This is a genomic window from Sphingobacterium ginsenosidimutans (genome assembly GCF_039536865.1).
Taxonomy (GTDB): Bacteria; Bacteroidota; Bacteroidia; order Sphingobacteriales; family Sphingobacteriaceae; genus Sphingobacterium; species Sphingobacterium detergens.
In genome coordinates this window covers 602,017-618,037 of the sequence record NZ_BAAAZK010000007.1, presented here as the reverse complement: position 1 = coordinate 618,037, position 16,021 = coordinate 602,017, and the positions used below count along the sequence as shown (strand labels likewise).

Below are 16,021 nucleotides of genomic sequence, written 5' to 3'. Positions count from 1 at the left end.
ATGACTGCGTTCACTAACGACGATTATTTCCTACTCCGCTCTCCCCTGTTGAATCTGGAACAAATCACTAAACTGATGGAGCTGTCGGATGGCGACGCGATCCTATCGCAACTACGTGATATCTATAGCGACCGCCGTCTGCGGGATGCCGTCTATCTGGCTAGCCCTGCTTTTCTGAACGAGGTAGATAAATGGTTGGTTGAGGATAGTGAACCACAGCGTAAAGCCCTTAGCACGCTTTTTAAATACACGATCCGAATGGCCAGCCGCAGCACGCCATTCGGGCTATTTGCAGGCGTTTCATTAGGAAGCATCGGAAAGGGTAATGAGGCTAAGCTTGCGCTGACCAGAGACCAAACGGATCGGGCTATGCTGCGGCTAGATACCAAAAGTTTGATGGAAATAATTGAACTGATCTCACATGATCCCGAAATTATAAAAGCACTAAGTTATCATAGCAATGCGACAATTTATCGGCAGGGCAATTGGTATAAATACTATCAACAGACGGATGGTAAAAATACATTAAAACAGGTACGTACAACTCCGGTACTAGATCGGATATTGACATTGGTTAATCAAAGTCAGGGTAAGGTGAGCTATAATAGGTTACTCACTTCGCTACAAGACTGTGGTGCCACAGTGGAACAGGCTACTCAATATATTCATAAGCTGTTGCAGCTGGGGTTGATATCCTCTGAATTGCAGCTCGATGTAATTGGCGAGGTTTACCTTGAGCAGCTCATCCGGGTACTACGCAGGGTGGATACAAAGAATAAGTATTTGCCAACAATGCTGTCGGTTGCAAGGACTTTGCAGGAGAATACCCAACTACAACAGGCGAATGATCAGGTGGCGGAACAGCTTAAAATGCATTTTTCGACCTTGGATTTTCACAAGCTGATCCAGGGGGACTTGTTGCTCGGAATGGCGGAAAATCAGATACCCTATGCGGTGGTTAACAGGTTGGAGAAGCAGCTCCAAAACTTATTGGTACTGAATGATCCTCGCCCAATGGCAGATTTTGAGCGATTCAGCAGGGGTTTTGAGGAACGATATGGCGACCGTATGGTTTCACTTTTGCATGCGCTCGACGTGGATACGGGCATAGGCTACGGCAACAACGAAAGTACCTATCGCATGATGGATGAGATATTGGCTAATTTAAACGGCTTCCATCCAATAGCTGGACAGGACAAACCGCATCGTTATCAGCAATTCGTCATGGAGAAATTCCTGGAGAGTGCGACGAACAATTTCTCGGAGATAAGTATTCGTGACAATGACCTACAGGGTATTGGAACAGCGTCGGATCAGCTTATTCCCAAGTCTTTTTATGCTTTTGGGAATCTACTACAGAAGGAAACGGAGGCAGAAATGTTCTTTCATCTGGGAAATCTGGGTGGTTCCTCATCGGGCAATCTGCTAGCCCGATTTGCTTATATGGATGCTAACCTATCCGCGGCATTGCATCAATCAGCCGCTAAGGAACAGGAATGCTATGGGACGACACAATTGGCGGAAATCGCTTATTTACCGGATGCTCGTGTTGGCAATATCCTGCAGCGACCTGATATCCGTAGACTAACAATCCGCTTGACTGCAGGATCGAGCCCGGTCCAAAAGCAGGTTGCCCTCAATGATCTGTACCTATTTGCGAAAGCTGGAAAATTGTACCTGTGGTCTAAAACTTTTAAACAGATTATTGAGCCGCGGTTGACCTCGGCCCATGATTTTTCCGATGGCATGAATTTGTACAAGTTTTTGTCGGATTTTCAATTTCAGCAGCATCGTCTGGATATTGCCTGGAACTGGGGTATATTGAAAGATCAGCCGCGACTACCGCGGGTGAGCTATAAAAATATTATACTCAGCCGTGAGCAATGGCGGCTTCCGAAGATCTTGACGCAGCACAAAACAGCCTTGGAAAAGAGATTGCTCCTAGCTGAAATCAGACAAAAGCATAAGTTGCCTGTCCATGTTGTCCTGACCAATGGCGACAATGAATTACTGCTTAATCTGGATAATAGTCTCTGCATCGAGATACTATTCGAAGAGCTGGCCAAGAACAGCATTATCCTGACCGAAAACTTGCTTGACCATTATCAGTCGCCGGTCAAAGATCTCGCTGGGCAGTCTTATGCAAATGAACTGATCATTCCCTTCCATTCCACTGCAATAATACAACAAGATCCTACCCCTCCGGCAGCGAGTGCGCTCAGACGAAATTTTCCTTTGGGAAGCAGCTGGCTGTACGCAAAAATCTTTTGCGGTCACAGCATGGCCGACAGCCTTTTAAGGGATTATATACCTGCAATAATTGCAACGCTCAAACAGGAGCAGATTGTGAAAAAGTGGTTTTTTATACGCTACGATGATCCCAGCCCGCACATAAGATTCCGTGTGGAGTTGTTTGACCATCAGACTTATCAACAAGTGATATCTTGTTTGAACGCTAATCTGAGCGATCTCTTAGAAAACGAAGAGATAGCGGCACTCTCCTATGATACCTATATACGTGAGATCGAACGGTATACTCCACTGTGCATGGAAAAAAGCGAAGAGTTATTCTATCTCGAAAGTGAACTAATCATACAAAAAATACAGGGATCCTCAGCGATCAATGAACGGTGGAAACTGGCCTTTGAATATATCGATTGTATCCTTGAAAATGCGGGATTTACATGGGTAGAAAAGCGGGATTTCTGCGAAAAGATGTACGGCTTATACTTCAATGAATTTGGTAACGAGAAACAGATCTGGATACAGCTGAATGAAAAATTTAAGGTGCGAAAACATTGGTTTGACATGCTGACTTTAAACAGCAACCCGCTCACTGATCAGATAGATTTGAATCAGGTCCAAAGTGAAATATTCAGGTTGATAAAGTCGAATGAACCTGAGTTGGGACCTGTAGAGGCTGTTCAACCTTTGTTATCGAGTTATATTCACATGTTTGTGAACAGATTGTTTTTAAGCGATCAGCGTATGTATGAGCTTGCGATTTACCACTTTATGACGAACTTCTACCGGATGCAGATCGGCAAATATGGAGCGCATCAGTCTAAAGGCATTTATGCTTAACTAAGACCCATTCGGGTAAATAACTGGCTACGATATTGCAATCCAATAGCTATTTCGGTACCGTCTTTGAGTATAACTTTACTCGCCTCCACCCCTTTGATATGGTTCAGATTAACAATGTAAGAACGGTGCATACGGGCAAACATATCCCAGGGCAATGTCGTCTCCATCTCTTTCATAGTACAAAGCAGTGTTTGCATTCCTTCGGCTGAATAGATCTGGATATAGTCGCCCCAGGCCTTTAGGTAATAGATATCATTGGCATCAATAAATATGGTCTTGTTTCGATCTTTCACCTTGATCGCTTTGCGCTCTCCCTGGCCTCCCCGTGAAAACATCATGGCTTTCTGAACTTTTTCGATAGCCTTCATTAAGCGCTCCTCAGTAAGTAAGGGCTTTAGGATATAATCAATGACATCGAGTTCAAATCCATCAACAGCATACTCGTAATGGGCGGTTATAAAGATCACAAAAGGCGGATGAGAGAGACCTTTAAGGAATGCCACTCCGTCCATCTCAGGCATATCGATATCAGATAGGATAAGATCGATCTTATGCTGTTTCAATAGTTCAATTGCTTGCGTTGGATTTTCATAAACGCCCACAACTTTAATGATACCAATCTTTTTGACTAGTTTTTCGAGGCGCATTCGAGCAATTGGTTCATCCTCTATAAGAATAGTATTTATGCTATACATAACGATTAAATTCTTTGTGTCACTGATCTTTGTTTTCCTTTTCTAACAAGTCCACCCGAAGTTCGGTACTGTATATTCCGGCCTCCGAAGAGGTTTTAAAGGTATAGCGATTTGGGTAATAAAGCTCCAGTCGCTTCCGAACATTTTGTATACCAAGTCCACCAACATAATTTTGAGGTTTAGGTAACTCCCGATAGGCATTGGATACATGCATATACAAAATATGATTTTTAACGGATATGTTTATTTTCACCCAGGCATTGGAGACACTGGTCCGTGGTCCGTGTTTGAAGGCATTCTCCACGAATGGAAAAAAAATCAACGGTACAATAGTACAATGCGCATCATCTGTCTCAAGGTTAACATTGATCTGGAGTGATTCATTATACCGGATTCTTTCCAACTCGACATAATCTCGGATCAACTGAAATTCTCGGTTTAATTCGATCTCTGGTTGGTTGCTTTCGTGGAGCAGATAGACCATCATACCACTGAGACGCATCATACTCTGCTCTCCCCGATCATCCTTGTCTGATACCAGAACATAGATACTATAGAGTGTATTTAACAGAAAATGGGGATTGATCTGATGTTTGAGGAAGGCCAGTTCGAGCTGTACATTATTGAGTTCAAGTTCAGCATTCTTAAGTTCTAGGTTGACTTTTACATTTCTGATGCTCATAAAGGACTGCACAATCTTAACAGTCAAAGGAAAAGCAACCAGAAAGATAAAATCTAACAGATAATCGGTGATGGAAGAAATACGGAATGCCCCAAGGATTCCTTTATCAATCATAAATTGCAAATAATCCGTCAACCGCTCAGCTGGGGACAGAAAGTGTAGCGTTAATACTGCACTGTAATAGGTCAGTACGGACCACCAGGCATAAATAATGACCAGCCATAACAGGCATAGCAAAAACTTTCCTCGGATAAACCAACGGGGTATGATAATATAAGCGGTGACATAGAATATCGATAAAAGCGAAAAGACATCTTTTAAAAAAAGCAGCCAGGAATTATGAGGGTCAATCCGTTGGTAACTAATAAACTGCATACCTAAAACAATAAACCAGAAGCACGAGTGAAAAAAAAAGCGCTTCACTGGATTATAATTCTGAAAGAATTCAGTTACCGATATCATATCCCCCCTTGTTATATCAGGCCTAAATATAAAGATATACTTTAAGTTCCGCTATGAATAAATACATCAATTCGATAAAAAAATGCTTCCCAACAACGGAATTAGATCAAAATATACTTAATATTTTGATTATAAGAATCTTTTGGAAAAGGCATTGGACTGTTTTCAAAATTAATGTGTTTAAATTCACTGTAACATTGGAGTTACATTTGCTTTGGAAAGCTAAGTCACTTAAAGACGAAGAAAGTTCCCTTTAACCAACCTACACTTTTGTGTAATTTTCCTATTGTTAAGAAAATACACAAATTAATGCTTATCTTATTGACTAATTATATTACCAAATGAAAAGATATTTATTATTTATTGCACTGCTAGGGCTAGGCTTTGGCGCGTGTAAGAAAGAGCAGGCCGCCGAGCCTAACCAAGACACTTTCGAGCTTAAAAATGAGCAGTTCAATATTGAAGAAACCAAAAAATTATTTAGCATGTTGGTAGGCCTCCCAAAAGAAGATCTGACGTTTGTTAAAGATAGTTTAGGATTTAGATATAAGAATATCGAACATATCCATAAAATTGAGCCATTTATTGAAGATTTGAAAGAACTTAAGAAAAATCTTGTAAAATGAAAAAAGCACTAACTATATTACTTTTAATCTGTTTTGCATTTTTTGCAAAAGCACAGAGTGATGATTCAGGGAACGCACTGTATCCGAATAATTTTAACATCATAAGTCCCGCTGTCGTCAATAATACGGTAGTTATCCCTCCTAGTTATATTAAAGGATCGTTTGGAATAACTGTTAGCGGCATGTACAAACCATACTTTAGTGATATTAAAACTAGTGTTGTAGTGGTAAGTTCATCTGGAGAGATATTAGCTTCAGTTGATGGACCTAGTTTTAATAGATCTGATTTCACTATCGGTGGTGTTGTTTATAACAATTCAACATATAAAGATTTCACTCTATCACTTCCCCTTCACTCGACACTCGGTTATTCTAAGTATAAAAATAGTCAAGTTATTGTTCGCTATAAATATTACTTCAATCCTGCTGTAGGAATACCAAATCAAGAAACAGCTGGATGGGCACCTCAAGTAACATTTAATAGAGAATGGTTTATACACGATAAGAAATATAAAATTACACTGGCTGATCCTGAAACATCTATCAATGGTCCAAATGCTATTTGTGATGAAGCAAATTATTCCATAGTCAACCCAGGAACTGTAACATTGGAAAATGCAGATGGTATTGCCGCATTAACACAACTTAGTAATAGTCAATGGAAAATTAAAAGAATTGGCACTGCAAGTGGATTTGTGAAACTGAGATCAACTTATAATGGTAAAACATTCGATAAAGAGATTGAAATTGGTACAATTGCTAAAGGGGCAATAAGTGGTGATGCCTCTCTTCCATTAGGCGAATCGCGAACCTATACATTAGCTTTAAATGGAAACACTGATTATAATTGGTCGGTATCTTATAATCCAAATGTCACCTGGACTAAACTTTCACCGACTTCTATTAAGTTAAGTACGACAGGTAGTGTTCCACAGGGATGGTCAGAAAATATTACCATATCTGCACAAGCTATTAGTAGCTGTGGACTGTCTAGTAATTATATTACGAAAACGATAAAATTCGTAAATGATAGAGACCCAAGACTTGAAGATTAATTTTAATCTAAAAGCCTAGACCAATAATCTAGGCTTTTACTATTGGATCAAGCCTCTCCTTTTCCCAAGAACTTAGGTAGATAGTCTAACGCTAATGGATCCTTGATTTTAAAGTATTTTTTCCACCCCACGGCAAAAACTTTGGATAAATGACTTCTTTACTGAAAACATATCATACGAAAGGACAATTCGAAGTAGAATAGTAAGCTATTGGAATTGTTACTACAGATTTGATTTCGTCAAATTGAAAGATTATCCAGTTTCCCAGTTTTTATCTGATTGACGATATAATGAAATTATTGCCTGAAACTAGCTGTTGAGTATATTTTTCAAATTGGTCAAATCCATTTCATTCAATCCGATATATGAAGTTGTCAATACTAGCCTTGACTTTAGTACTTGCGGCAAATCATTTAATGATTTGTCATCATCTATAATGATCATTTGCTCTGGCTGGATATTTTGACGCACAATCTGACCTAATATTTCATCCTTGCGTGAATAACGATGGTTGACTTTCGGTACAACATCTTCCAACAGCGTAAGTGAATCTATTCGAATTCCCCGAGCGGCAAAAAGCTTTTTCCATTCTTCTAAACTATATCTAAATCGATGCGAGGTAGAGAGGATTACCTGATCTTCTTTTGCAATGAACACAGTATTAAATATTTCTACAGCAGCGCTGCTAAATACATAAAAGCCATCAGTTGCCTGCGCTACCCTCCTATGTGGATTAGCATGCACCATGACACCATCTATGTCGAGAAAGAAAATCATATGATACTAAGCTAATAATTAATTTGAAACTTTACAGCCATCAATTCGGGATATAAGAATCAAAGCAGTGTCTTTAATTGATAGAATCTTGTGTTCTTCAGTTCAAATTTGTAAATTCAAAATACAAGCCATAACATGAAATTGATCGACCAAAAGGATATACTAGGTTTAAAGGTTGAAAAGCTCCTAAACAAAACTAAGAAAGAAACAATTGTGTATAGATGAAAGAAATGTCCAGTGATAAGTAATACAGGAATGAGACAATTAATTACGACTATAGTAAAAAGCACGAGAAAAATGGAATTGACATCTATCCTGGAGCTATGCTGTCGGATATCGATGCGTTTGAACAAAAGATTGGGTTCCCTTTGCCTGATGAGTTTAGAAGATTTTATCTTTTATGTAATGGATTTGGCTGCAATGAAGATATTTTCAATATTATACCGCTCTCTGGAATAATGGAATACCCAGACCATTATGGAGTTAATTGGTTTTATTTTTCAGAATATATGATTTATTCAGACATGTGGGGATTAAGGCATTTAGGAGATAGCTGCTATGAAATATTTAATGCATCGGATCCCGTAATTGGCATGACTTCGTCACTTACAGAATTTTTGCAACGTTTTTTAAAAGGAAATGTCTTCGACCCTGGGGGATTATATAAGTGGCATCAAGAATTGGGTATTATATCTTGAAATTTCGCCGATATCTATACGGGAAATAGTAATTAATTCAAAAAAAAGAAGATTTTTACTATTTTGTTTTTGGGATGTTTAGTTTTGTTATCCTACGTTTTATCAATCAATAGAATAAATGAAATTAAACAATAACAAATGAAAATATATCCTTTAAAAGACGGTGATTTCAGTGTCGATAGGAATAAAAATTTCACCTATCTGAAAGATACTGAAAACGATAAAAATTTAAAAATGGCTGTACAGCCTTTCCTTATTGAAACAGCTGGTAATCTAGTATTGCTAGATGCAGGATTAGGCTTGATGGAAAACGGAATTCCAAAAATTCACGATAACATTATAAAAGCAGGTTTTAAACCAGAAGATGTCAAGCTAGCTATGCTTTCTCATTTGCACAAAGACCACATTAACGGACTTGTGAATAGTGAGAAAAATGATTGGACGTTTAATTTTCCAAATGCCGAAGTTTACATACAAAAGCGTGAATATGATTTTGCGCTGTCAAAAGATGGCAGCCCTTCTTTTGATTTGGATGTTTTGAAGTTCATTGTTGAGAATGCCAATATTGTCTGGATGGATTCTGATAAAGGATGTATTACTTCAGAAATTGATTTCGAAGTTACTGGCGGACATACTCCTTATCATCAGGTTTTTTGGATTAAGGAAAATGGAGAGACAGCTTTTTATGGTGCAGACAACCTTCCTCAAATGGGATATTTAAACTATCAAATAGCATTTAAAACTGATTATGATGGCAAAAAAACGATGGAAGAACGAATCATTTGGAAGAAAAGAGCAAAAGAAGAACAATGGAAGATCCTTCTTTATCATGATATTGAAAATGAAATAATTACCCTCTAATAATTAACAAAATTTTTTACATAAAGCTGCGTGGTATTTCAGATACTTGTATTCTGTATCTTTATCCCAACGTGTAATTAGCTGATATTTTTGGTTGACCTCCTCCCAAAAAACTGGAGTATTTAAAAGTAGAAAATTCGGTGACGAATTACTAAATTTAAAAGGGAGGAAAACCATTAAAAGACTTAAAGATGGAATTTACAGAATTATTTAAACTGATCTACGAAAATGACATTGATACATTAGAAAAAGCAAGGTCAGAAGGTGTTGATTTCTGCAAAACCGATGTTTATGATCAGAACAATCTACTAATAGCATATGTGGGTTCCGGATATGACAAAAAGTATCAACCGGAAGATCTGATAGATTTTCTTTTACACTGTGGTATTGACATAAATCATAAGCGGAATAAACGTGGCGGTGAACTTGCAGCGCTGCACATAGCAGTTTCTAAAATGAACTATCGAATTGTAAGCCACTTAATTGATAACAGTGCAGAAATTGATATCCGTGAAATAAATGGGAATACACCTTTATGGATAGCTGTTATGAATTACCGTGGTCAGGAGAATATGATCAAAATAATAAATCTTCTTGTGTCAAAAGGCGCTTCGCTGGATTTAATCAATTATCATGACCGTTCTGTCAGGGATATTATAAATACTATCGGTGGCGGAATCGATGCGGGGCATAACAAAAAGGAATGGGATCTGAGACACCTGCTAAAATAAACACACTACAATATTTCAACTAAAATACTACCCAAAATAGCAGCAAAAATTGAAAAGAAATCTTTACGAACTGGAGACTACCGAGCAAAGCTTACTACACACCGCCGCTAAAATGACATTTTTCTCAGAGCTAATGCTCCTAGATTACCGTAATTGGCTTGGCCCGTGATACAAAAAGATTGATTACTATAGTAATCCGGGGCGAATGGATTGAAAACCTGCGGGTCAAGTTTTGCTACGACCCTAAAATTTGTTCAAAAATAAAGGCTTACTTTGACCAAAAAGAAGCCGGGTTGCAGCGATATACAGAACAATTTATAAATGAGATGTTAATTGGTAGTATATCCGAAAATAAAATTTGAATCAGATCTGATGCAATTCCCAAAGTACATCACCTAATACCAATTTGACAAGAGTCCCATCTTCAGCGAGTCGATAAACATCCTAACGTCACCGTCGCTTCTTGTTTCAAGAACCACACTATTCAAAGTTGACATTTTCCGAAAGTTTTCTTTACTTCGTAAACAAAGTCTACCGCATGTCACATATTCCTTTAGATAACGAACACGAATTACTCCAACAATTAAAGGATGGGAACCATGGTGCATTCGAATTGATTTACCATCATTACAAACAGCAGCTTGCCGTTAATTTCCTCAAACTACTTAAAGACGATGATCTGGCCGGCGATGCTTTGCAGGAACTTTTCACAAGAGTATGGAATAATCGTACGGCGATAGACCCCGGTCAATCCTTCAAAGCTTATCTTTATCGTATCGCAAAAAACCTCGCCATCGATTACTATCGTAAGGCCGCATCCGATAGACAGCTGCGTGAGCTTCTACTTCAAAAGACAAATTGGTACGATCCTATCGAAGAACAATTGATCAAAAAGGAAAACAAACAAATTTTTGAATCGCTCTTGGCGAAACTGCCGGAGCAACAGCGTCGCGCCTTTGAACTGCACAAACTGAATGGTAAGAGTTACAAAGAAATCGCTACGTTGATGGGGATCTCTCCTAGCACGATCAATAAACATATTTATCAGGCCTCGCGCAACATAAAGGAACAGGTACTAAAATCCCCGCATCTATTTAGATTAATACTTCTCCCGATAATCCTGCATTACATAACTGGATTCCCGAATTGATCTCCTTTAGAAAGCTGACTTTCATGTGTGCGGTCATGAGCGTTCAAAAAAAGTTGAACTTTATATGGATACTTTTTACCGTTGCTCCGTATTATGGGTATAAGGTTTCAATAGCGATACAGATACAACATGAATCCAACACATTTATACAGCAAATTTTTAGCCGGAACTTGTTCGGAGGAGGAGCTCCAGCAACTCCTGAACCATTTTGCAAATCATGGTGAACATTCGCCTTTGGCTACTGATATAACTGCCATGCTCGAAGACGACAGTATACCTGAAGATCCTGTATTTCGGCGCATGCTGGACAAAGTACTGCTACAAACCGACAGTTATGTGGATGCGATGTTACATGAGCCCAACGCTACTTTATACCCTGCACAAGCAGCCGTCAAAACGAAGATTTATAGGTTGAAATATTACATAGCGGCTGCAGCACTACTCTTCTTTATGTTTGCGAGTTACTTGATATGGAAGCAAAACCTATTGGTTGATTCCAGACCTACGCAAGCGGCAAATGCCATCACAAAATTTACCCCCGGCAAGGATAAAGCGATTCTGACCCTGGCAGATGGACAGCAAGTTGTACTCGACGCCGATAAACGTGACACCGTTTCGCTTTTCGGCAAAACCCAATTATTGAATAATCAGGAAGGCCTTCAGATCATGGCCGGTAATGCGGATCATGAAGCTGATCATGCCATCAATAACCTCACTACCCCCAACGGAACACAGTACCGCATCGTATTGGCAGACGGTACCAAAGTATGGCTCAATGCGGGGTCGTCCTTAAAATTCCCGGCCGCTTTTTCCGGTAAAAACCGCCAGGTGGAACTGACAGGTGAAGCCTACTTTGAAGTTGCTCACCGGAAAAACCAGCCTTTTACAGTCGCCCTGCCCGATTTAAAGGTTGAGGTATTGGGAACACATTTCAATGTCAAGGCATATTCAAATGACCAAAACATTGAAACCACCTTGCTACAGGGAGCCGTAAAAGTAAATAACGGAACAAATGAACTCTTCCTGCAGCCGGGACAGCAGAGTCAATACGACAAAGCCAACGGTAATCTTAAACGAACTATTCCTGAGGAAGCCTCGACAATCGTCGCATGGAAAAATGGCCTCTTTTCTTTCGAAAATACGGATATCAAAGAAGTACTCAAACAGCTCTCCCGCTGGTATACGATCGAGGTCGTATTTCGTGGCGGGGTGCCAAACCGTAAGTTTAGCGGCGGTTTTGAACGGCAGACAAGTCTGGAACAGGTCATCAAGATCTTAAATGAAAGCAATATCAACTGTAAACTACAGGATAATAAACTAGTCATCTATAATTAGCTGGAAGGCCGACTTGAAAAAAGGAAACCGTTTCGTGTGCGAGACGAAACGGCTAAATGTAAAGGTCATCAGTCTTCTTGTGTGTACAATAGTGAATTTATAACCCTAACTCAACAAATTTATGAAATTAAAACAGATTTCCGTCGTTGGATGGAAATTGGCTCCGCCTGTTAGGGAGTCATTACTAAAAAACAAGCTTGCAATGAAACTAACCACTGTTTTCCTGCTTTCGGGAACATTATTTGTCCATGCAAATGCCTTCTCCCAAAAAGTAACAATTGACCAAAAAAACGGTTCGTTGAAAAACGTCCTGGATGCCTTAAAAAAACAGACCAAATATCAGTTTTTCTACGAACCGGAGGTATTGCGAAGGGCACATCCCGTGTCCCTATCCATTAAGAACAGTGATTTCAGAGATGTACTGAAATTATGTTTTGACAATCAGCCGCTTGATTATGCCATCATTGGCAATACGGTGGTCGTCAAGCCCAGACCTATGGACAGCTACTCGCTGAAAAGCGCTCAGGTAGAAGATATTTCTGGTAAAACGGTCAACGAAAAGGGCGAAGTCCTCTCTGGCATTACAATCGTGGAGAAGGGCACAAAAAATGCCACAGCGTCGGACAACTATGGTCGATTTACCCTCAAAAATGTAGAAGATGGAGCCATATTGCTGTTTACCGGGGTAAGCATTGAACCGCGGGAATTCCAGCTCCAAAAAAGGAGAAGTCTGGGGGCTATCACATTAAAGACCAAAACCATCGTGGGTGATGAAGTGGTGGTTGAAGTCAATACGGGCTATCAAACTTTAAGCCGTGAGCGGTCAACGGGCGCTTTTGATGTTATCGACAAAAGCAAGATTGAGAAACGCGTATTCACCAATGTCACCGAAATACTGGAAGGACAGGCTGCGGGTGTGAGTGCCTACAAAGGTAGCCCTGTCGTACGTGGTATAAGTACCTTCTCCGGCAATATAGGCAACGAGCCGCTCCTGGTCATCGATGGCCTTCCGACCGAAAGAAGTCTCAATGACATTAATGTCAACGATATAGAAACGATTACGGTATTGAAGGACGCAGCAGCATCTTCGATCTACGGTGTACGGGCAGCAAATGGGGTCGTCGTCATTACGACAAAAGGTGGCCGATTGACTGAGCAAAATAAAACGTCGGTTCAATTCACCTCCGACCTTCGCTGGAATGAGAACCCCGCCTTGTCGGATTACCATTATGCTACAACAAAGGGGCTTATCGACTATGAGCTCGCTACTTTCCAACGGGATGCGCGCAAAGCAAATCTCTCGGAACTGGACAACCTCGAATCTAAGCTGCGGGGTATCGGGCAAGCCGGCACCACAAGCAATTCCATCAATTATTACAGCCCGTTACAAATGGCGCGACTGCAATATCTTAAAGGTGAAATGCCACAAGCTGAGTATGAAAACCAGCTCAGCGATTGGTATGCAAAAGACTACAGGCAAGAATACATGGACCTCGCCTGGAAAACACCGCTGCGCCAAAGCTACAACCTCTCGATCAATAGCTCAGGTAAAAACCAAAGTACCTTTGCCTCCCTGAATTATATCAACGACGGACAGCAAAACAAGTACAACAGTAACCAATATGTAAAGGGGAATATCAAGTCCAAACAGGTGTTAAACAATTGGTTTTCTTTTGACATTGGCTCAGATATCCAATATAACGGTCGCAAAAATATCAATAACGTTTATAACAACCTCAATCTATTGGAGCCATATACGGCTATATTGGATGATAATGGCAATAAGGTATACCGTGACTATGTAGATATCACGGGCATGCAAGGAGGACTTCACGTTAACCCGAAGGTCCTCTCCGCCATTGAAGGGCTGCCACAGTTTGAATCCTACAGATTTAATATCCTGGATGAACTAAATGACAATAAAATCAAACAAAACTATTACTCGGTACGGAGCTTTACCCGTTTAAATTTTAATCTCGGTAAGGGACTACGTCTTTCAACCAGTGGTGAATACGAATTTGGAAAGTGGAAGACCGAGGAATTCCGCTCGCGCGATTCTTATTATTATCGCTTTTTGCGGAATAAATTTGCCACAAAAGATGCCATCAACGCCATTATTCCGGTAGGTGGCCGGATGGCCACGGAAGAGAACTCCCGAAATAGTTGGGTATGGCGTAACCAGCTGGACTATAACCGCAACTTTGGAACTGATCATCAGGTCACAGCAACAGGCGGTGTGGAATTAAGAGAAATTGCCGCCAGCATCCCGACAAGTTCGCTTTATTATGGTTACGATCCCGTTGCCCTGACGTATACACAGCTCAATAATTATGATATCTATAACATCGGCTATCGGACATCCTATATCTACAACAACAATACAGGACTCCCGGGTGCCGTTGCGGATGGAAACGGAATCAGAATCGCAGATTCGGATATGAATCCGAGCCTGACCGAACTCAAAAACCGATATGTGGGTGTGTATGCTGTCGGGGGATATACTTATCTCGGGAAATACAGTGCCACAGCCAGTGTGCGCATTGATCAGACCAACTTGTTTGGTACGGATCCCAAATACCGCTATAGACCATTGTGGTCCGCAGGGCTAAAGTGGAATCTATCGAAAGAAACGTTTATGCAGCGGCTGCCATGGATCGATATGCTAGATGTCAGAACTTCATATGGACTGACTGGAAATGTGGATCAGACCACTACCCCATTTCTGGTGGCCAGTCTCGGTAATCAATCCATCTATACCGCTCAATCCATCCCCTATACCAGTATATCTTCGGCGCCAAACCCTATGCTGCGCTGGGAGAAGACAACGTCGTATAATGCCGGATTTGATTATAGCTTGCTCAAAGGAAAGCTATCCGGTAAAGTGGACCTGTATTACAAGAAAAGTGAAGACCTGCTGGGCTCCAAAGAGGTGCATTTCACGTCAGGCTACACCACACAGCGCGTCAATTCCGGATCGATGAGCAACAAGGGGCTTGAACTGACAGTCTCATCCCCCTGGCTACGCAACAGCGACTGGCTGGTGTCGTCGACCATCATGTTTGCCTACAATAAAAATACCGTGACCAGGGCTTATTATAATCCGACCCAGGCTTCTCATTTGGCCATTGGGGGATATCTGGTGGATGGAAAGCCCTTTGATGCACTTTATGCCTATCAATACGGAGGATTAACAAGCGGCGGTACAGAATACCAAAATGGTGTGCCCATCATACTTCGCTCGGATGGCACAACAATGCATCATTTCCAAACGGATGGCACACTTCTGTTGGATGGATCTACCTCCATGAAACCCGAGGATGTGCGCTATATGGGAACAAAGACTCCTTTGGTCAATGCTTCCTTAATCCAGAATATCCGCTACAAAAATTTTGAACTCTCCGCGATGTTCCTGTACTACGGAGGCCATAAGATTTATAAGCCAAGTTTTGCTTTCAACCTGACCGATGGCAATGAAGATTGGGTCGCAAAATCATGGACACCCGAAAATCCGGACAGTGAAATACCGAAAGCCTTGATCTATTACGAACCCGGAATCAGCGTTGTCAATGTCGGATCCTTGGGCGGAATGTATATCCGCTCGACAGATAACGTTGCTAAGGGCGATTTTATTCGCTGGCGAAATGTATCCTTATCTTATACACTGCCACAAAAACTGGCGAAATACTTAAAAGTAGATCGCCTGAAAATAGCCGGACAGGTCAATAATCCTTGGATATGGAGCGCCGCAGGCAATGCCATAGATGCGGAGGTGCAAGCTACCGCAAGCAATAGTACATCCCTCAGTAACTGGGCTCTACCAACTGCAAAAAGCTATTTTCTCCGCCTGGATGTCACCTTTTAA

At 40.7% G+C, this 16,021-nt stretch carries 12 protein-coding genes; 9 read left to right on the top strand and 3 right to left on the bottom strand.

From position 1 onward, the window contains the following. A complete protein-coding gene (locus ABFX33_RS14950) occupies nt 1–3,084 on the top strand; it encodes a lantibiotic dehydratase (protein WP_346086667.1) in 3,084 nt (1,027 codons plus the stop codon). On the opposite strand, the gene ABFX33_RS14945 is transcribed toward ABFX33_RS14950, so the two are convergent. Continuing rightward, nucleotides 3,081–3,782 (bottom strand): LytR/AlgR family response regulator transcription factor, encoded by a 702-nt coding sequence (locus ABFX33_RS14945; protein ID WP_346086666.1) that lies wholly within the window; start codon nt 3,780–3,782, stop codon nt 3,081–3,083. The genes ABFX33_RS14950 and ABFX33_RS14945 overlap by 4 nt on opposite strands. Nucleotides 3,783–3,801: 19 nt before the next feature. Further along, complete coding sequence (locus ABFX33_RS14940; protein WP_346086665.1) at nt 3,802–4,839, bottom strand: sensor histidine kinase; 1,038 nt, start codon at nt 4,837–4,839, stop codon at nt 3,802–3,804. Between the two features lie 428 nt (nt 4,840–5,267). On the opposite strand from ABFX33_RS14940, the gene ABFX33_RS14935 reads away from it, so the two are divergent. After that, entirely contained in the window at nt 5,268–5,552 is a 285-nt protein-coding gene (locus ABFX33_RS14935; protein WP_346086664.1) for a hypothetical protein, read from the top strand. Continuing rightward, nucleotides 5,549–6,607 (top strand): hypothetical protein, encoded by a 1,059-nt coding sequence (locus tag ABFX33_RS14930; RefSeq protein WP_346086663.1) that lies wholly within the window; start codon nt 5,549–5,551, stop codon nt 6,605–6,607. The genes ABFX33_RS14935 and ABFX33_RS14930 overlap by 4 nt, the downstream gene beginning before the upstream one ends. A gap of 309 nt (nt 6,608–6,916) precedes the next feature. On the opposite strand, the gene ABFX33_RS14925 is transcribed toward ABFX33_RS14930, so the two are convergent. Continuing rightward, on the bottom strand, nt 6,917–7,384 hold the full coding sequence (locus tag ABFX33_RS14925; RefSeq protein ID WP_346086662.1) for an HAD domain-containing protein: 468 nt from the start codon (nt 7,382–7,384) through the stop codon (nt 6,917–6,919). Between the two features lie 323 nt (nt 7,385–7,707). On the opposite strand from ABFX33_RS14925, the gene ABFX33_RS14920 reads away from it, so the two are divergent. The 6 genes from ABFX33_RS14920 (at nt 7,708) to ABFX33_RS14895 (ending at nt 16,021) form a co-directional block, all read left to right on the top strand. Further along, on the top strand, nt 7,708–8,082 hold the full coding sequence (locus tag ABFX33_RS14920) for an SMI1/KNR4 family protein (protein WP_346086661.1): 375 nt from the start codon (nt 7,708–7,710) through the stop codon (nt 8,080–8,082). Nucleotides 8,083–8,220: 138 nt separating this feature from the next. Further along, nucleotides 8,221–8,943, top strand: coding sequence for an MBL fold metallo-hydrolase (locus tag ABFX33_RS14915; RefSeq protein WP_346086660.1), 723 nt, complete (start codon nt 8,221–8,223; stop codon nt 8,941–8,943). A gap of 191 nt (nt 8,944–9,134) precedes the next feature. Further along, nucleotides 9,135–9,674: an ankyrin repeat domain-containing protein gene (locus ABFX33_RS14910; protein WP_346086659.1), complete on the top strand. Its 540-nt coding sequence runs from the start codon at nt 9,135–9,137 to the stop codon at nt 9,672–9,674. A 538-nt stretch (nt 9,675–10,212) separates the two neighbouring features. Then, nucleotides 10,213–10,824 carry an RNA polymerase sigma factor gene (locus ABFX33_RS14905; RefSeq protein ID WP_346086658.1) on the top strand — a complete coding sequence of 204 codons (612 nt, stop codon included), beginning with the start codon at nt 10,213–10,215 and terminating at the stop codon, nt 10,822–10,824. A 129-nt stretch (nt 10,825–10,953) separates the two neighbouring features. Beyond that, nucleotides 10,954–12,159 (top strand): FecR family protein, encoded by a 1,206-nt coding sequence (locus ABFX33_RS14900; protein WP_346086657.1) that lies wholly within the window; start codon nt 10,954–10,956, stop codon nt 12,157–12,159. Between the two features lie 121 nt (nt 12,160–12,280). Beyond that, entirely contained in the window at nt 12,281–16,021 is a 3,741-nt protein-coding gene (locus ABFX33_RS14895) for a SusC/RagA family TonB-linked outer membrane protein (RefSeq protein ID WP_346086656.1), read from the top strand.